General features: G+C 64.1%; 18 protein-coding genes. 12 read left to right on the top strand and 6 right to left on the bottom strand.

All coding sequences use genetic code 11. The features are described from left to right. Positions 1-10: 10 nt before the first annotated feature. Positions 11-514, top strand: a complete 504-nt coding sequence (locus R2B70_RS08395) for a M48 family metallopeptidase (RefSeq protein ID WP_318163135.1) — start codon at positions 11-13, stop codon at positions 512-514. A 22-nt stretch (positions 515-536) separates the two neighbouring features. Then, positions 537-1,349 carry a DUF2927 domain-containing protein gene (locus R2B70_RS08390; RefSeq protein WP_318163134.1) on the top strand — a complete coding sequence of 271 codons (813 nt, stop codon included), beginning with the start codon at positions 537-539 and terminating at the stop codon, positions 1,347-1,349. Positions 1,350-1,507: 158 nt separating this feature from the next. On the opposite strand, the gene R2B70_RS08385 is transcribed toward R2B70_RS08390, so the two are convergent. After that, positions 1,508-1,762, bottom strand: a complete 255-nt coding sequence (locus R2B70_RS08385) for a DinI family protein (protein ID WP_042075405.1) — start codon at positions 1,760-1,762, stop codon at positions 1,508-1,510. 228 nt (positions 1,763-1,990) lie between these two features. On the opposite strand from R2B70_RS08385, the gene R2B70_RS08380 reads away from it, so the two are divergent. Then, positions 1,991-2,260 carry a type B 50S ribosomal protein L31 gene (locus R2B70_RS08380; RefSeq protein ID WP_318163133.1) on the top strand — a complete coding sequence of 90 codons (270 nt, stop codon included), beginning with the start codon at positions 1,991-1,993 and terminating at the stop codon, positions 2,258-2,260. Continuing rightward, entirely contained in the window at positions 2,257-2,382 is a 126-nt protein-coding gene (gene ykgO / locus R2B70_RS08375; RefSeq protein ID WP_209791978.1) for a type B 50S ribosomal protein L36, read from the top strand. The genes R2B70_RS08380 and ykgO overlap by 4 nt, the downstream gene beginning before the upstream one ends. A 68-nt stretch (positions 2,383-2,450) precedes the next feature. Here the strand turns inward: ykgO and araC are convergent, their stop codons facing one another. From araC to R2B70_RS08355, 4 genes are all read right to left on the bottom strand, one after another. Then, the gene (gene araC, locus R2B70_RS08370; RefSeq protein WP_411645687.1) at positions 2,451-3,362 is read right to left on the bottom strand and encodes an arabinose operon transcriptional regulator AraC; all 912 of its coding nucleotides are present in this window, start codon (positions 3,360-3,362) and stop codon (positions 2,451-2,453) included. A 132-nt stretch (positions 3,363-3,494) separates the two neighbouring features. Continuing rightward, entirely contained in the window at positions 3,495-4,496 is a 1,002-nt protein-coding gene (gene araH, locus R2B70_RS08365) for an L-arabinose ABC transporter permease AraH (protein WP_318163132.1), read from the bottom strand. A gap of 48 nt (positions 4,497-4,544) precedes the next feature. Next, the gene (gene araG / locus R2B70_RS08360; RefSeq protein WP_318163131.1) at positions 4,545-6,041 is read right to left on the bottom strand and encodes an L-arabinose ABC transporter ATP-binding protein AraG; all 1,497 of its coding nucleotides are present in this window, start codon (positions 6,039-6,041) and stop codon (positions 4,545-4,547) included. Positions 6,042-6,103: 62 nt separating this feature from the next. Beyond that, complete coding sequence (locus R2B70_RS08355) at positions 6,104-7,087, bottom strand: arabinose ABC transporter substrate-binding protein (protein WP_318163130.1); 984 nt, start codon at positions 7,085-7,087, stop codon at positions 6,104-6,106. Positions 7,088-7,447: 360 nt separating this feature from the next. On the opposite strand from R2B70_RS08355, the gene R2B70_RS08350 reads away from it, so the two are divergent. Genes R2B70_RS08350 through araA form a run of 3 tightly spaced genes read left to right on the top strand, consistent with a single transcriptional unit; the run spans position 7,448 to position 11,348 of the window. Next, a complete protein-coding gene (locus tag R2B70_RS08350) occupies positions 7,448-9,139 on the top strand; it encodes a ribulokinase (RefSeq protein WP_318163129.1) in 1,692 nt (563 codons plus the stop codon). After that, positions 9,136-9,834 carry an L-ribulose-5-phosphate 4-epimerase gene (locus R2B70_RS08345; RefSeq protein WP_318163128.1) on the top strand — a complete coding sequence of 233 codons (699 nt, stop codon included), beginning with the start codon at positions 9,136-9,138 and terminating at the stop codon, positions 9,832-9,834. The genes R2B70_RS08350 and R2B70_RS08345 overlap by 4 nt, the downstream gene beginning before the upstream one ends. Positions 9,835-9,848: 14 nt before the next feature. Then, the gene (gene araA, locus R2B70_RS08340; RefSeq protein WP_318163127.1) at positions 9,849-11,348 is read left to right on the top strand and encodes an L-arabinose isomerase; all 1,500 of its coding nucleotides are present in this window, start codon (positions 9,849-9,851) and stop codon (positions 11,346-11,348) included. A 71-nt stretch (positions 11,349-11,419) separates the two neighbouring features. Here the strand turns inward: araA and R2B70_RS08335 are convergent, their stop codons facing one another. Beyond that, positions 11,420-12,310 (bottom strand): LysR family transcriptional regulator, encoded by an 891-nt coding sequence (locus tag R2B70_RS08335; protein WP_318163126.1) that lies wholly within the window; start codon positions 12,308-12,310, stop codon positions 11,420-11,422. A 114-nt stretch (positions 12,311-12,424) separates the two neighbouring features. On the opposite strand from R2B70_RS08335, the gene R2B70_RS08330 reads away from it, so the two are divergent. The 5 genes from R2B70_RS08330 to sbcB all read left to right on the top strand — a co-directional run bounded on the left by R2B70_RS08330 (position 12,425) and on the right by sbcB (position 17,770). Beyond that, positions 12,425-13,576, top strand: a complete 1,152-nt coding sequence (locus R2B70_RS08330; protein ID WP_042075393.1) for a methionine aminotransferase — start codon at positions 12,425-12,427, stop codon at positions 13,574-13,576. 8 nt (positions 13,577-13,584) lie between these two features. Then, positions 13,585-14,406, top strand: a complete 822-nt coding sequence (locus tag R2B70_RS08325) for a carbon-nitrogen hydrolase family protein (protein WP_318163125.1) — start codon at positions 13,585-13,587, stop codon at positions 14,404-14,406. Between the two features lie 47 nt (positions 14,407-14,453). Further along, positions 14,454-15,224 carry an ABC transporter substrate-binding protein gene (locus tag R2B70_RS08320; RefSeq protein WP_010674468.1) on the top strand — a complete coding sequence of 257 codons (771 nt, stop codon included), beginning with the start codon at positions 14,454-14,456 and terminating at the stop codon, positions 15,222-15,224. Between the two features lie 197 nt (positions 15,225-15,421). Then, positions 15,422-16,132, top strand: a complete 711-nt coding sequence (locus R2B70_RS08315; protein ID WP_318163124.1) for a metallophosphoesterase — start codon at positions 15,422-15,424, stop codon at positions 16,130-16,132. A gap of 210 nt (positions 16,133-16,342) precedes the next feature. Next, complete coding sequence (sbcB, locus tag R2B70_RS08310; protein WP_318163332.1) at positions 16,343-17,770, top strand: exodeoxyribonuclease I; 1,428 nt, start codon at positions 16,343-16,345, stop codon at positions 17,768-17,770. Positions 17,771-17,868: the final 98 nt, after the last annotated feature.

Here is a 17,868-nt window from a genome sequence, read left to right as displayed (position 1 = left end):
GGGAGGAATCATGGCGGAACTGACCTATCTAGGGGGCTACCCGGACCCGCTCAAGGCCCAGGTTCAGCAGCTGATCGCGGCGGGCAAGCTCGGCGATATGCTGGCCAAACGCTATCCGGAGACCCACCTCGTCCAGAGCGACAAGGCGCTCCTGGCCTACACCATGGAGCTGAAGAACCGCTATCTCAAGAGCTCGGCACCGCTCTCCAAGGTGATCTTCGACGGCAAGATCAACGTGATCAAGGATGCCCTCGGCCTGCACACCTATGTCAGCCGGGTACAGGGCAACAAGCTCAAGGCCAAGAACGAGATCCGCATCGCCGCCCTGTTCAAGGAGGCCCATCCCGCCTTCCTCAAGATGATAGTGGTGCACGAGCTGGCCCACCTGAGGGAGAAGGATCACAACAAGGCTTTCTATCAGCTCTGCCAGCACATGGAACCGGACTATCATCAACTGGAGTTCGATCTCAGGCTCTGGCTCACCTGGCGTGACATCGAACGCGCCAGCCGCTGATCCCAGCTTGCAAGGAGGCAAGATGCGCCCTTGGCCATGCCATCACCAGCCCGCTCGCCATGGGGCCTGGCTCGCCCGGGGGCTGGTGCTCTGGCTCCTCTCCCTGCCACTCTTCGCGGCGGAGCGCTGGCAGCGCGATGACTACCTGCTCCAGAGCTTTATGGAAGTCGCCATGAAGCGGGAATATGGTCATGAGGCCCAGATACGCTTCTCCCGCTGGCAAGCCCCCATCCGCCTCAAGCTCATCAACGAGTTCGGCGACAAGCCGCTGCAGGCCGAGGTGGTCAGGGTGCAGAGCCAGCACCTTGCCAGGATCACCGGCCATCCCATCGAGATCGTCAGCAGCAACCCCAATCTCACCCTCGTCATGACCCGGCACCAGCAGATGGCGAGCTGGGCCGTGCGCACCATGCGCCAGGACGAGTCGGTGCGCATCGCCCTCAAGGAGGGGATCTGCCTGGCCAACTTCGCCACCAACGACAGCTACGAGATCGTCCGAGCCACCATCATCATCCCGGTGGATTACAGCCGGGCCAAGGGCCGCTTTCTCGACTGCGTGGTGGAAGAGCTGACCCAGGTGATGGGGCTGCCGAACGACTCGGACAAGGTGTTTCCCTCCATCTTCAACGACAACAGCGTCGACAGCTTTCCCACCGGGCTCGATTACCTGCTGCTCAAGCTCGCCTATCACCCCGCCCTTCATGCCGGCATGACGGCCGAGGAAGTCCGCGCAGCCCTGCCCATTGCCCTCAAGGCGCTTCGCGCCAATGGCGACATCGCAGGGGCCAACCAGCGGGTACAGAGCGGCAGCCTCAAGCTCTGGGCGGGGCTTTGACGGTCCGCTTGGAGCCTGCCTTTCCCTCTACTTCTCCTGCTGGTTCACCCATCAATGCAAAACGCAGCCATTGGCTGCGTTTTTTTCGAAGCGATGCGAGCGGTGGGTAGATCTCGACCCGGCTGACACTTGTGCCCGGGCAGTTTGCCGGCGCCTTGTCAGGCCTCCACGGCCTCTTCTTCCGGCATCCAGCTGTCGGCGTTCTCCCACACCTCCTGCACCATGGCCTCGGCCAGCTCCTTCTCCTCCTTGCTGGCGCGACTGACCGTCAGGGCCATGGCGCTGCCCGGCGCGACCCGCACATGCAGATCGGGGAACCGCTCGCCCAGTTGCTTGAGCAGCTCCTGACGCAGAGCCTCCATGGTCGAGGTGGGGATCTGGTGTTTTCTGTCGATGATGATTTCCAGGCGCATAGGGTACGTCTCCATGATGAATAACTGTATTTTTATACAGTAACTTTAAAAAGTAAAGACGGCTCCCTCACTTCGGTCACCATAGCGCATCAGGCCCCGCGAACGTTGTGCTGCCGGTATGCCCCGCATTTCCTCGCATCCCCTTCATCATGGAAAAAAAACAGTTGATATTGATTCTCATCCATAGCATTATTTTGGACATGATATAACATAACAAAAGAGACAATCATGCGCCCCAACATCCACCCTGAATACCGCAAGGTTCTGTTCCACGATCTCGCCAGCAACACCTGCTTTCTGATCGGCTCCACGCTGGCCACCGATCGCACCAAGGAGTGGGAAGATGGCAACACCTACCCCTATGTGACGCTGGATGTCTCCAGCGCCTCCCACCCCTTCTACACCGGCAAGCAGAAGCAGGTCGGCAAGGAAGGGCAGGTCGCCCGTTTCGGTCAGCGATTCGGTCACTTCTTCAGCAAAGGAACAGATCAAAAATGAAGGTTCTCGCCTCCCTGAAATCCGCCAAGTCACGTCATCCGGACTGCCAGATCGTGCGCCGGCGCGGCAGGCTGTTCGTCATCTGCAAGAGCAACCCCAGGTTCAAGGCTCGCCAGGGCTGATAGCGCATCCGCCCCTCATGGATAACAAAAGCCCTCGTCACGAGGGCTTTGTCGTCTCTGGGTCATGCTCACAGCGGGGTGGCGCACTTGCGGTATTCGGTGGGGCTGACCCCCACCCGCTTTCGGAACACCCGCGAGAAGTAGAGCTGATCGTCATAGCCCACCTGCTGGCCTATGGTGGCCACCGACAGCGGCGTGGTCTGCAGCAGCAGCTTGGCCCGCATGATGCGCTGATCCTCGCGCCAGCGCACTATGCTCACCCCCACCTGCTCGCGAAACAGGTGCGCGAGGCGGGAGGGGGACAAGAATACCTGCTCCGCCAGCGCCTCCACCGAGATCTCGGCCGACAGCGACTCGCTCAGGATCTGACACGCCTGGTGGACCCTGTGGTCGATGGCGGGATAGGCATCCTGGGAGGAGGCCTCGTAGCAGCGGATCAGCAGCCGCTCCAAGAGGTTCATGGCGAGCTGCTCCGACATGGGCCTCAGCTGCTGGTGGGTCTCCTCGATGTCGAGGAAGAGGGCATCAAACTCGGCGAGCAGCTGGCTGTCCGCCAGTTGCAGTCGCCCCACCCGCTCCGTCACCTGGGGCCACTTGAGCCAATCTGCCCAGTAGGCCCGCGGCCGGAAATAGACCCAGCGGTGATACCACTCCCGGGCATCCGGCGCCCGTCCGTAGTAGTGCACGGCGGCGGGCGGAAACAGCAGCAGGTCGCCGGGCTCCACGGTGAAGGCCTGGTCCCCCTGGAAGATCTGCCCCTTGCCCCTGATGGTCAGATTGACGATGAATCCCTTCATGCCGTGGGGGCGGTCGATGATGAAATCGAGCGCGCTGCCCTGCTCGATGGGGGTCATGCCCGAGACCAGGAAGACGTCGAAGGCGTAGCCCGGCAGCAGGGGGTTCAGTTGTTTCGGCTTCTCTTTTTGCATCGAGGACATGGCGGAAAACAGGGTTTCGGTAAAAAAGTCGACATGGGCCATTGTAGAGATCCGGCGTTGGAACACCCTATGCTTGCAAGCTGCCTGTTGTGAAATTGTTGAACTGGCTCACAGCTTGCCGGGGAAAACACCGGGCCGGCGCGGGGCCGGCCTAGTGAGGAGGAGAAAAACCACTCAGAGACGGGCCTTGCGCACCTGCTTGTAGCGGTCGAACAAGACGGCGGCGAGCAGGATGAGGCCACGCACCACGTACTGGGCAAACGGGGAGATGTTGAGCAGGTTCATGGCGTTTTCCATCAGCCCCAAAATCAGCACCCCGGCGATGATGTAGGAGATCTTGCCGATCCCCCCCTTCATGGAGACCCCTCCCAACACGCAGGCGGAGATCACCACCAGCTCGAAGCCGATGGAGGTCATCGGCTGGCCCGAGGTCATGCGCGAGGCGAGTATGATGCCGGCGATGGAGGCAATCAGCCCTGTCATGGTGAAGATGATGATCTTGGTGCGCACCACGTTGACCCCGGCCAGGCGCGCCGCCTCCTCGTTGCCCCCCATGGCCAGGGTGTTGCGGCCGAAGGTGGTCTTGTTGAGCAGCAGGCCGAACAGCACGAAGCAGATGGCGGTGAGCCAGACCGGGGTCGGGATGCCGAGCAGGGCGGAGTTGCCGAGCTCGAAGAAACGCTCCTCGACGATGCCCACCGCCTTGCCGTCGGAGATGATGTAGCCCACCCCGCGCGCCATCTGCATGGTGGCGAGGGTGGTGATGAGGGCGTTGATCTTGAATTTTGCCACGACTATGCCGTTGATGAGGCCAAACAGCACCCCCACCGACATGCCGGCCAGGATGCCCACCGTGATGCTCTCGGTGGCGTTGATGCCCACCGCACAGGCGACGCCGGAGCAGGCCACCACGGAGCCCACCGACATGTCGAACTCGCCGGAGGCGAGGCAGAACAGCATGCCGCAGGCCACCATGCCCGACATGGAGACGGCGAGCCCGAGCCCGCGCATGTTGATCAGGCTGGCGAAGTTGGGTACCAGCACGCAGGCCAGCAGGAACAGGATGGCGAAGATCACCAGCATGCCGTATTGATCCCAGACGCGGGCCAGTTGCAGGCGGGAGCCGGTCGCCGCCGCGGTGCTGGCGGCCTGGCCGACTGAGGTAGTAGTTGTCATGGTATTTCTCCTGAAAATTCCGGGTGCTATCTCGTTGCGGTCAGCAGATCAACGGGCCGGCATGGCCAGATTGAGCGCCTTGACCTCGTTGGCCTCATCGTGGGAAAGCTCGCCGGCGATCTCCCCCTCCCGCATGACCATGATCCGATCCACGATGCCCAGCACTTCCGGCAGCTCGCTGGAGACCACCACCACGGCGATGCCCACCTTGGCCAGATCGTAAATCACGTTGTAAATCTCGTTCTTTGCCCCGACGTCGATGCCGCGGGTCGGCTCGTCGAGCAAGATGACCTTCATGTCCTCGGAGAGCCATCGCCCCAGAATGGCCTTCTGCTGGTTGCCGCCGGAGAGGTTCATGATGGCCTGCTGGGGAGACGGGGTCTTGACCCGCATGTCGCGGATCCGCAGCCTCGCGTTCTCGTCCTCCCACTGCTGGTTGATCCAGAAGCCCCCCCACGCGTGGTGACGGCGGGCGCTGATGTTGATGTTCTCCTGCACCGAGTGAATGGGGATGATGCCAAGCGCCTTGCGATCTTCGGTGCAGAGCATGATGCCGCTGCGAATAGCGTCGATGGGATTGCGGATGACCACCGGCTTGCCGAATACCGCTATCTCGCCGCTGTGCATCTTGTCGGCGCCGAAGATAAGCTTCATCAGCTCGCTGCGCCCAGCCCCCACTAGCCCGAAGATGCCGAGGATCTCCCCGCGTTTGACCTCGAAGGATACCGGCGCCTTGAGCCCAGGCCCCATCAGGTTATCTACCTTGAGGCCCGCCTCGCCGAGCGGCCTTGGGCTGTAGCCATAGATGTCGGTCAGCTCGCGCCCCACCATGGTCTTGACCAGCAGATCCCGGTCCACCTCGGCCATGGAGGCGAAGGTGCGCACGAACTGGCCGTCCTTGAATACCGTGATGGCGTCGCACAGGGCGAAGATCTCGTCCATGCGGTGGGAGACGTAGAGAATGACCTTGCCCTCGTCACGGAGCTGACGGATGACCCGAAACAGCTGCTCAATCTCGCGCGACGACAGGCTGCTGGTCGGCTCGTCGAAGGCGATGACGCTGGCATCCCGGGTCAGGGCCTTGGCGATCTCCACCATCTGCCACTGCCCGAGGGACAGGTACTTGAGCGGCGTCTCGGGGGAGACATCCATCCCGAGGCGCACCAGCTGCCTGGCCGCATCCTGATAGAGCTTCTCCCGATCGATGACCCCGCGTCGGGTCGGCAGCTGGCCGAGGTAGATGTTCTCGGCCACCGTCATCTCGGGCACCAGGTGTAGCTCCTGATAGATGATGGCGATCCCGCTCTCCAGGGCGTCGACCGTGTTTTGGAATACCCTCTCCTGGCCGGCCAGCTTCACCACCCCTGTGGTGGGCGACTGAAAACCGCTCAGGATCTTGAGCAGGGTGGACTTGCCGGCGCCGTTCTCCCCCATCAGGGCGTGCACCGTGCCCCGCTGGCAGGAGAAGGAGACATTCTGCAGCGCCTTGACGCCGGGAAACTCCTTGCTGATGCCGCAGAACTCCAGATAAGGAACGTGATTCATGACATGACTCCAGCCAGCCGGCACGGCGCAGGGCGCCATGCCGGCATGGGTATCAGGGGGGATTAGAGCCCTTTCTTCTGCAGCTCGACCTTGAAGTTGTCGCGGGTGATGAGCACCACGTCGGTCACCTCGGTGAACTTGGCCGGTTCGGCGCCGTTGACCACCCAGTCATGGAGCATCTGGACGCTCTTGTAACCGTGCACGTCCGGGCTTGGCAGCAGGGAGCCGAGGAAGCCGGTGGCGCTGGACTTGGAGAGCTCGTTCACCGCATCCACCCCGTTGATGCCGATGCCGATGACGTTCTCGGCCTTGAAGCCCTGCCCTTCGGTGGCGCGCACGCCGCCGAGCACGGTATTGTCATTCATGCCGACGATGAGCCAGTTCTTCACCTCGGGGTGCTGCACCAGCATGGAGTTGGCGGCATCCAGCGCCCCCGGAATGTCGTTGGCCTTGGTCGGCGAGCGGTAGATCTGCGCCTCGGGGAAGCCGGCGGCCTTGAGGGCGTTCAAGGAGCCTTCGACCCGGCGACGGGCGGTGTCGAGCTCGTCGGCGGTGATGGCGAGTACGGCGGTGCTCTTCAGGTCCCACTGACGTTTTTGCATCTCCTTGTAGAGCTCCTGCCCCTGACGCTCGCCAATCTTGGTGGCGGCCATCATCACCAGGGGCACCTGCTCCATGGGCTGGCCCTTGGCGTTGACGAACTGGTCATCCACCGTGATGACTTTCAGATCCATGCTGTTGGCCTTGGCCATGATGGCGGCCCCGAGCTTGGGGTCAGGGGTGCAGATGACGAAGCCCTTGGCGCCATTCGCTGCCAGGCTGTCGATGGCATTGAGGGTCTTCTCGCCATCGGGGACGGCTATCTTGATCACCTCGAAGCCCAGATCCTTACCCGCCTTGTCGGCGAAGCTCCACTCGGTCTGGAACCAGGGCTCCTCCGGCTGCTTGACCAGATAGCCCAGCTTCAGTGCCTCGGCCGAGAAAGCAGAATTTGCCATACCAAGGGCGAACCCCATTGCGATCATGCCTTTAACGATTTTGTTCATGCGAATGTCTCCAACGGTTCTATCAATCCATGTATCCACGCAGTGCTGCTCCTTGAGTCCATCAAGTCACAGCCATATAAAAACATGCTTAAACAGGACGTTATTGTTGTTGCTAGTTGAGCGAGACAAGTTGTAATCGTTTTCACATGGAAAAATGGAGAGCAGGATCACGCCATGAAATTGCAGCCATTTCGTCTATATAATTAGCAAAATTGTCACATATCCAATTCTGGATGGCCGTCACCCTGTCGCACTGACAGCGTTAAAATCCATATTTCCAGCAGCCAATGGCTAACCGCCCCTCCTGCCCATCTCCTATGGTTCCCCCCAGTCACCCCTCATTGATGGTCAGGAGCACTTATGTCTGAGCACCCCAGGTCCGAGCAGATCACCATCGGACTCGATTTCGGCAGCGACTCGGTCAGGGCACTCGCCGTGCGCTGCCAGGACGGCGCCGAGCTGGCGACCCAGGTCGTCTATTACCCCCGCTGGCAGGCAGGCCACTACTGCCAGCCGGTCAACAACCAGTTCCGCCACCACCCCCTCGACTATCTGGAGTCCATGGAGCAGGCGGTGGTGGCGGTGGTGAGCCAGCTCACGCCGAGTCAGCGCACCGCCGTGCGCGGCATCGGGGTGGACAGCACAGGCTCCACCCCCGCCCCCATCGACAGAGAGGGGCGCGTGCTGGCCCTGCGTCCGGAGTTTGCCGACAACCCCAACGCCATGTTCGTGCTGTGGAAGGATCACACCGCCATCGAGGAGGCGGAGGCCATCACCGCCCTGTGCCACGGCGGCCAGTTCCCCGACTACAGCCGCTACATCGGCGGCATCTACTCCTCCGAGTGGTTCTGGGCCAAGATCCTGCACGTCTCCCGCGCCGATGCCGCCGTGCGCGCCGCCGCCTGCAACTGGGTCGAACTGTGCGACTGGGTGCCCGCCATCCTGAGCGGCACCCAGGCTCCGGCCACCCTCAAGCGCGGTCGCTGCGCCGCCGGCCACAAGTCCCTCTGGCACCCGAGCTGGGGCGGCCTGCCCCCCGCCGACTTCCTCAACGCCCTGGATCCCCTGTTGACGGAGGATCTCGACTTCCCCCTCTTTACCGACAGCTGGACCGCCGATCTGCCGGTCGGCACCCTGACGCCCGAGTGGGCGGAGCGGTTGCACCTCTCCTGCGAGGTGGTGATCGCCGGCGGCGCCTTTGACTGCCACATGGGGGCGGTGGGGGCCGGGGCCGGCAACAATGCCCTGGTCAAGGTGATAGGCACCTCCACCTGCGACATCCTGATCGCCGACGAGGCCACCATAGGCGATCGGGCCATTGCCGGGATCTGCGGCCAGGTGGATGGCAGCGTGGTGCCGGGCAGGGTGGGGCTGGAGGCGGGACAATCGGCGTTCGGTGACATCTATGCCTGGTATCAGCGCCAGCTCGGCTGGCCCCTTGACAGCCTTGCCGCCCAGTATCCGGAGCTTCGCACCGCCATCGAGGCCCACAAGCGGGAGCTGCTGCCCAGCCTCGCCGCCGCCTGGGAGCAGCAGCGCGACCTGGCGCACCTCCCGGTGGTGCTCGACTGGTTCAACGGCCGCCGCACCCCTTATGCCAACCAGCGCCTGCAGGGCACCCTCACCGGGATCAACCTCGGCACCGATGCCCCCGACTTGTTCGGCGCCCTGGTGGCCTCCACCGCCTTCGGCGCCCGCAGCATCATGGAGTGCATGACCAGTCAGCAGGTGCCGGTGGAGCAGGTGATCGCGCTCGGCGGCATCGCCCGCAAGTCCGCCTCCGTGATGCAGACCTGCGCCGACGTCATGAACCGACCCATCCAGGTGGTGGCCTCGGATCAGTGCTGCGCCCTGGGGGCGGCCATCTTCGCCGCCGTGGCGGCCGGGATCCATCCCGATGTGGCCAAGGCCCAGCGCCACATGGCGAGCGCCGTGGAGCGCACCCACCAACCGCAGCCCGAGCGGGTCGCCGAGTACGAGCGCCTCTACCAGCGCTATCTCGCCTGGGGCGCCGCCGCCGAGCCGCTCTACAACCGGGGGGGACAGGCATGAACCTCAAGATGCTCAAGGAGCAGGTGCTCGCCGCCAACCTGGATCTGCCGCGCCACGGCCTGGTGACCTTCACCTGGGGCAACGTGAGCGGCATCGACCGGGAACAAGGCCTGGTGGTGATAAAACCGAGCGGCGTCAGTTATGAGCGGATGCGGGTCGAGGACATGGTGGTGCTGGATCTGGCGGGCAAGCAGGTGGAGGGGGACCTTCGCCCCTCCTCCGACACCGCCACCCACCTGGTGCTCTATCGCGCCTATCCGGAGCTTGGCGGCGTGGTGCACACCCACTCCACCCATGCCACCGCCTGGGCCCAGGCGGGGCGCCCCATCCCCATTTTCGGCACCACCCAGGCCGACTACTTTCACGGCGAGATCCCCTGCTCCCGCCTGCTCACCCCGGGAGAGGTCGAGGAGGACTACGAGGGGCTGACCGGTCATCTCATTGTCGAGACCCTCAAACAGACCCCCATCCTCACCATGCCGGGGATGCTGGTGGCCAACCACGGCCCCTTCAGCTGGGGCAAGAGCGCCGAGGACGCGGTACACAACGCGGTGGTGCTGGAAGAGGTGGCCCGCATGGCCTGGCTCACCGGCCAGATCAACCCCGCAGCCCGCCCCCTGCCCGACTACCTGCTGGAGAAGCACTACCAGCGCAAGCATGGCAAACACGCCTATTACGGCCAAACAAAAGCCTAAAAGAGGACAAACTCATGGAATTGATGAAACAGCTGGAAGTGTGGTTCCTGGTCGGCAGCCAGCACCTGTATGGCGCCGCCACATTGAAGCAGGTGGCTGATCACGCCCACACCATCGCCAGCCAGCTCAACGAGGGGGCGAACCTGCCCCTCAAGATAGTGCTCAAACCCACCGGTACCACCCTGGATGAAATCAGCGCGGTGGCCCGGGATGCCAACCACGACGAGCGCTGCGCCGGGCTCATGGTGTGGATGCACACCTTCTCCCCCGCCAAGATGTGGATCCCGGCCCTCAGCCAGTTGCAAAAACCCCTGTTGCAGTTCCACACCCAGTTCAACCGGGATCTGCCGTGGAGCGAGATCGACATGGACTTCATGAACCTGAACCAGACCGCCCACGGCGGGCGCGAGTTCGGCTTCATGGGGGCCCGGCTGCGGCTGCCGCGCACCGTAGTGGTCGGCCACTGGCAGGATGAGGAGGCCAGACAGAAGATAGGCAACTGGATGCGGGTCGCCGCCGCCATCCACGACAGCCGTAACCTCAAGATCGCCCGCTTCGGCGACAACATGCGCAACGTGGCGGTCACCGAGGGCGACAAGATTGAGGCCCAGATCCAGTTCGGCTATCAGGTGAACTACCACCCGGTCGGCGACCTAGTCAAGGTGATCGACGCCGTGCCCGCAAGCGACATCGAGGCGCTGCTGGCCGAATACGAAGAAACCTATACCCTGACCGAGGCGGTGCAGGCTGGCGGGGAGCTTCGTGCCTCCCTGTATGAGGCGGCGCGCCAGGAGCTGGGGATGAAGAAGTTCCTCACCGACGGTGGTTTTGGCGCCTTTACCACCACCTTCGAGGATCTGTATGGCCTGCACCAGCTGCCGGGCCTCGCCTGCCAGCGCCTGATGCAGCAAGGCTTCGGCTTCGGGGCGGAAGGGGACTGGAAGACCGCGGCCCTGCTGCGCACCCTGAAAGTGATGGGCGCAGGCCTGCCGGGGGGCGCCTCCTTCATGGAGGACTACACCTACCATCTGGAGGCGGGCAACAACCTGGTGCTGGGGGCCCACATGCTGGAAGTCTGCCCCTCCATCGCCGCAGGCAAACCCGTGCTGGACGCCCAGCACTTAGGCATAGGCAAGAAGGCCGATCCGGCCCGCCTGCTGTTCGCCGCCCCGGCGGGCAAGGCGGTCAACGCCAGCCTCATCGATCTCGGCAACCGTTTCCGCCTGGTGGTCAATCAGCTGGAAGTGGTGGACCTGCCAGAGGCCATGCCGAAACTCCCGGTGGCCAGCGCCCTGTGGAAACCCCTGCCGGACCTGCAGACCAGTGCCGAGGCCTGGATCCTGGCGGGCGCCGCCCACCACTCGGTGTTCACCCAGGCGGTGGACATCGAGCAGCTGCGCACCTTCGCCGACATCATGGGTATCGAGTTTGTGGTCATCGACGAGTACACCCGCATCCCCGCGCTCAAGGAGCAACTGCGCTGGAACGAGGTCTACTACAAGATCTGCCAGTGACCCCTTAATCGGCCAGCGGCCATCACAATGACAACAGCCCCGCCCGCGGGGCTGTTTCATTTCACGCCCCCTCAGGGATGACCATCCCCCTCCAGCAGCCAGTGACAGACTCGCTGCACCCCGTGGCGCTGGCTGTCGGGCCGGGCGAGCAGGGTGTATTCGTGATCCGTCTCCAGCACGGGGGCAAAGGGGGCGACCAGGGCGCCACTCTCCAGCTCCTCGGCCACGATTGTGGGATCCCCGAGGGAGAGGCCGAACCCCTGCAGCGCGGCGTTCATCGCCAAGTCCAGGGTATCGAACAGCTGCCCCCCCTGGGGCTGCCAGGGAATGTCGAGGAAGGCGGCAAACCAGTTGCGCCAGTCCCGCCGATCGGCGCTGGCATGGATCAGGGGCAGCAGGGGCAGCTCGTTCAGATCGCGCTCGAACAGACGGTGCTTGGCGGCAAAGGCGGGGGCGCAGACCGGGGTCAGCCGTTCCCGGAACAGGGGCTGGCTGTGGGGATAGCGCCCCAGGCAGGGCTGGTAGACGATGGCGAGATCGAAGGGCTCCCGGGAGAAGTCGATGCCATGGCTGTGGCTGCCACGCACCTCCACCGCCTCCCCCTCGAACGCCTGCAACCGCCGCAGCAACCAGCGGCTGGCGCAGGAGGGCACCTTGATGCTGATCGCCTGCTCGTGGGGCAGGGTCTGCAGGGCGCTGAGCCCCTCCCCCATGCGGGCCAGCCCTTCGCGAACGAAGGGCAGCAGCCGCTCGGCGGCCGGGGTCAAGGTGAGGCAACGGGTACCGCGCACGAACAGCAGGTGGCCCAGGCGTGCCTCCAGCTGGGCGATCTGCTTGCTCACCGCCCCCTGGCTCACGCACAGCTCGTCGGCGGCCAGGGTGAAACTCAGGTGGCGGGCAGAACACTCGAAGACCTGCAGGCCATAGAGGGGCAGCTGAGTGCGCGGCTGGGTGGACAACATACAAGCCTCCATGCTTGAGAAAAACTCATGCATACCATGCCGAATAATCCGTTGTCCGGCAAGCCTTGGGGGGGCTAAAAAGGGACCTCTTTCACACACGCAGGTGACGGCGCCATGTCCATCCCCCAGGTTTCCAGCAAACTGCCCCAGGTGGGCACCACCATCTTCACCGTGATCGGGGATCTGGCCGCCCGCCACCCCAGCATCAACCTCTCCCAGGGGGCACCGAGCTTCCCCTGCGATCCCGAGCTCATCCGGGTGACCCACGAGGCCATGCTGGCCGGTGAAAACCAGTACGCCCCCATGACGGGGCTGCCTGCCCTGCGCGAACAACTGGTAGCCAAGATTGCAGCCAGCTACGGCCATCACTATGACGCGGGCGAGGAGATCACCATCACCGCCAGCGCCAGCGAGGCCCTGTTCTGCGCCATCACCGCCCTGGTTCACCCCGGCGACGAGGTGATCATGTTCGAGCCGGCGTTTGACAGCTACCGCCCCATGATCCAGTTGCAGGGGGCCACCCCTGTGGTGATCGCCCTCAAGGCGCCGGATTTCGCCATTCCCTGGGACGAGGTGGCCGCCCGCATCACCCCCCGCACCCGCATGATAGTGCTCAACACCCCCCACAACCCCACCGGCACCGTCTGGCAGGCAGGGGATCAGGAGCGCCTCGCCCGCCTGGTGCGCGGCACCGACATCCTGATCCTCTCGGACGAGGTGTACGAGCACGTGGTGTTCGACGGCGCCCTGCACCAGAGCGTCATCCGCTATCCGGAGCTGGTGGAGCGCTCCGTCGCCGTCTTCTCCTTCGGCAAGACCTTCCACGTCACCGGCTGGCGGGTAGGCTACTGCGTGGCCCCCCGTCCCCTGATGGAGGAGATCCGCAAGGTGCACCAGTTCGCCATGTTCGCCGCCGACACCCCCATGCAGTACGGCTTCGCCCACCTGTTGCAGCAACCGGCCCACTACCAGGGGCTGGCCGCCTTCTACCAGCGCAAACGCGACCTGCTGGTCTCGGCCCTGGCAGAGTCGCGCCTGACCCTGCTCCCCTCGGCGGGCAGCTTCTTCATGCTGGCGAGCTACGAGCGGGTAAGCGACGAGCCGGACAGCCTCTTCGTGCAGCGGCTGATCCGCGATCACGGGGTCGCCACCATTCCGGTCTCCGCCTTCTATCACGACGGCACGGATCAGCGGGTCATCCGCCTCTCCTTCTCCAAGGATGACGACACCCTGCTGGCGGGCGCCGAGCGCCTGTGCGGCGTCTAGGGGGCACCATGGATTCACTGCGCGTTGCCGTCCTCCAGATGGTCTCCGGGGATGACCTTGACCACAACCTGGCCCAGGCCGAGGCGCTGCTGCGCCAGGCGGCGGCCGAGGGGGCCGAGCTGGCCCTGCTGCCCGAATACTTCTACCTGATGCCGGAAAATGAGCGGGCGCGGGTGGTCCTGGCCGCCCCCGTCGGCGATCACCCCCTGCTGGCCTGGGCCCAGGGGCTGGCCCGGGAGCTCGGGATCTGGCTGCTGGCGGGCACATTGCCGCTCGCAAGCGACGAGCCCGGCAAGATGCACAACAGCAGCCTGCTCATCGACCCGCAAGGGCAGCTCGCAAGCCGCTACGACAAGCTGCACCTGTTTGGCTTTTGCACCGGGCAGGAGCAGTATGACGAGGCCGCGACCATGACCCCGGGCCGGGAGGTGGTGAGCCATCCCCTGCCCTGGGGCGTGCTGCGCGTCGGGATCTGCTACGACCTGCGCTTCCCGGAGCTGTTTCGACTCGATCCTGCCCCCGATTTCATCGCCCTGCCCGCGGCCTTCACCCACACCACTGGGCTCGCGCACTGGGCGCTGCTGCTGCGGGCCCGGGCGGTGGAGAACCTGGCCTTCGTGTTCGCCAGCGCCCAGGGGGGGCACCACCCCGGTGGGCGGCGCACCTTCGGCCACAGCATGATCATCGATCCCTGGGGCCGGATACTGGCCCAGGTAGAGGAGGGTCAGGGCCTTGCCATCGCCACCCTGGATCTGGCTGCCCAGCGCACGGTGCGCAGCCAGTTGCCGGCCCTCACCCATCGCAAGATAGCCGTCGGCCCCGCACGCTGACACCATTCACGACTCACGGCATGACGCCTCAACTCAAGGGACTGACCATGAAACTCAACACACTGATGATGCTGATGGCCCTGGCCACCGCCGGCCAGGCCGCCGCCAAACCCCTGGTGATCGCCACCGACGCCACCTACCCTCCGTTCGAAATGGTCGACAGCAGCGGCAAGCTCGGCGGCTTCGAGGTCGATCTGGCCTATGCCCTGTGCGCGGCCATGAAGACCGAGTGCGAGGTGATCAACCAGCCCTGGGATGCCCTGCTGCCGGGACTGCAGGTGCGCAAGTACGACGCCATCATGTCCTCCATGAACATCACGGACGAGCGGCGCCAGAAGGTGGACTTCAGCCAGGTCTACTACATGATGCAGAACCGCTTCGTCGGGCGCAGCGACAAGGCCGCCGACTTTGCAGACGATCCGGCCCACTTCAAGGGCAAGGTGATCGCCGTGCAGGAGGGAACGCCCCAGGACAACTTCGTCACCGCCCGCTATGGCGAGGTGGCCAAGATCAAGCGCTACGTCAACGCCCAGTCCCCCATGCTGGATCTGCAGTCCGGCCGCGCCGACTACACCTTCGGCAACATGGTGCAGTTGAAGGTGGGCTTCCTCGACAAGGAGATGGGCAAGCAGTTCGCCTTCGTCGGTCCCCAGTTCAACGGCACCCAGGACAAGATCCTCGGGGAAGGGGTGGCGGTGGCCCTTCGCAAGCACGATGACAAGCTCAAGGCCCGCTTCGATGCCGCCATCGAGAGCGTCAAGGCCGACGGCACCTTCAACACCCTGCTCAAGAAGTACCAGCTCGAAGATCTGCTCTGATCCCGACGCCGGACCGCCATCACACCATGCCAGTCGACATCGACTGGCATTTTTTATCCCTGAGATGCGCCGCCACGGGCGATGCATTTGCCTCTTCAAGGTCGCGACCAAGCGTGCCATGCTGCACCTGTATGGGTCATGCCCGGGCATAGCACACCCAGCGTGACTGCGCACCGACTCAGGCAAGGAGGCAAGCCATGACACCCTCGCCCCTCATCAGGCGCTTCGCGCCCAATCCGCAGGGGCGCGATTTCGCCGTCGGCGACATCCACGGCCATTTCGCGCTGCTGCGGCTGGCGCTCCAGGAGGTGGGATTCAATCCTGCCCGGGATCGCCTCTTCTCCGTGGGGGACCTGACCGATCGCGGGCCCGAGTGCGGCGAGGTCCTCCACTGGCTGGCAAGCCCCTGGTTTCACCCCGTCTGCGGCAATCACGACGACTACGTCTGCCGCTACGAGAGCTGCGATCGGGAGAACTGGCTCCAGAACGGCGGCGCCTGGTTTCAGCGCCTGACCCCGGCCGAACAGGCGCAGTTCGCCATCCACTATCGTGCCCTGCCGATCGCCATCGAGGTGGCAACCCCGGCCGGGCCCGTCGGGCTGCTCCACGCCGATTGCCCCTTCTCCTCCTGGCAGGGCCTGCTGGACCAACTCGATGCCGGGGTAAGCGGCGGGAGGCTTCGGGCCATCAAGAACGTCTGCCTCTGGTCAAGGCGCCGCATCGAGCGGCTGGACGAGAGCGGCGTCGCGGATCTCGTCGCCCTGGTGGTGGGCCACACCCCGGTGAGCGTCCCGGCACGCCTTGGCAATGTGTACTACATCGACACCGGCGGCTGGTACCCCGACGAGGGCGGCTACTTCACCCTGCTGGATCTGGGCAGCCTGACCCCTCTCTTCCCCCTGCCCTGATCCAGGGCCGTTCAAGCCATCGCTCATCGGGTAGCACAGAGCCTGGGGGCTATCGCCAGATAACCTCCCCGTTGCCCATTAAAGCGCCAGGCAGACGCACCGTGCTTCGCTCCGCCTGCGCTATGGTTTACCATGCTGACCATTGTGGTGCCTGGCACCCCCACCCCGGCGCCTGACGCCGCCGTCATCGGATACCCCATCTCGACCAACATGAGCAACACAGCGCACCCGGCCAGCGGGCCCACATTTTTCTTTCATGACTACGAAACCTTCGGCATCAGCCCGGCCAAAGACAGGCCGGCGCAGTTCGCGGGCATTCGTACCGACGCCGATTTCAACGTCATCGGGGAGCCCCTGGTCATCTATTGCAAGCCGCCCTCGGATTATCTGCCAGACCCCGAAGCCTGCCTCATCACCGGCATCACGCCGCAAAAGGCGATGAAGGACGGATTGTGCGAGGCGGACTTCATCCGCCAGATCCACGGGGAGTTCGCCACCCCGGGCACCTGCGTGCTGGGCTACAACAGCATCCGCTTCGATGACGAGGTGACCCGCTACACCCTGTATCGCAACTTCTACGACCCCTATGCCTACGCCTGGCAGAACGGCAACTCCCGCTGGGACATCCTCGACATGCTGCGGGCCTGCTACGCCCTGCGCCCCGAAGGGATAGAGTGGGCCTTTGACGAGGAGGGCAAGCCGAGCTTCCGACTGGAAAAACTGACGGTGGCCAACGGCGTGACCCACGCCAACGCCCACGATGCGCTCTCCGACGTGCTGGCCACCATAGAGATGGCCAAACTGGTGAAGAAGGCCCAGCCCAAGCTGTTCGGCTATCTCTTTGAGCTGCGCAACAAGAACAAGGTGAAGGCCCTCATCGACGTGGTGACCATGAAGCCCCTGGTGCACGTCTCCGGCATGTTCTCCCCCTGGCAGGGGTGCGCGAGCTGGGTGTCGCCGCTCGCCTGGCACCCGAGCAACCAGAACGCGGTGATCATGGTGGATCTGACCCGCGACCCCACCCCCCTCATCGAGCTCACCAGCGAGGAGATCAGGGAACGCCTCTACACCAGGAAAGAGGACTTGGGGGAGCTGGCGGCCATTCCGGTGAAACTGGTACACATCAACAAGTGCCCGGTGCTGGCCCCGGCCGCCACCCTGACGGCGGAGCGCGCCGACGAGCTGGGCATCGATCGGGAACAGTGCCGCAAGAGCCTGGATCTGCTGCGCGCCCACCCCGAGGTGCGGGAAAAACTGGTGGAGGTGTTCAACCAGGAGTTTGCAGGCCAGAGCGATGCGGATCCCGATACCCAGCTCTACGCCGGCTTCTTCGGCCACGGCGACAAATCCACCATGGATCTGGTGCGCGCCACCCCGGCGGATCTGCTGGGGGAGCGGGAGTTTGCCTTCACGGATCCACGGCTGCCGGAAATGCTTTTCCGCTACCGCGCCCGCAACTGGCCCCACACCCTCAGCGAGGCGGAGCAGAAGCGCTGGCGCCTGCACTGCAGCGACTACTTCAGCCGCCGCCTGCCGGACTATGTGCCCCGCCTGGAAGCCCTGGCCGAACAGAATCAGGGGAACGAACGGAACTTTGCGATTCTAAAGAGTCTCTACCGCTATCTGGAAGATCTGTGAGATGTGAGCAGATTCACAGTTAAATCCCTGTGCCGACCCCGCGGGCGAGACATAATGAGCACGGGGCCCAAGCTCCTGATAGTTTGATAATTACGATG

It is taken from the genome of Aeromonas sp. XH, from assembly GCF_033348475.1.
GTDB classification, from domain to species: Bacteria; Pseudomonadota; Gammaproteobacteria; order Enterobacterales; family Aeromonadaceae; genus Aeromonas; species Aeromonas sanarellii.
The sequence above is the reverse complement of the archived record's forward strand: the minus strand, read 5'-3'. Positions and strand labels throughout refer to the sequence as shown.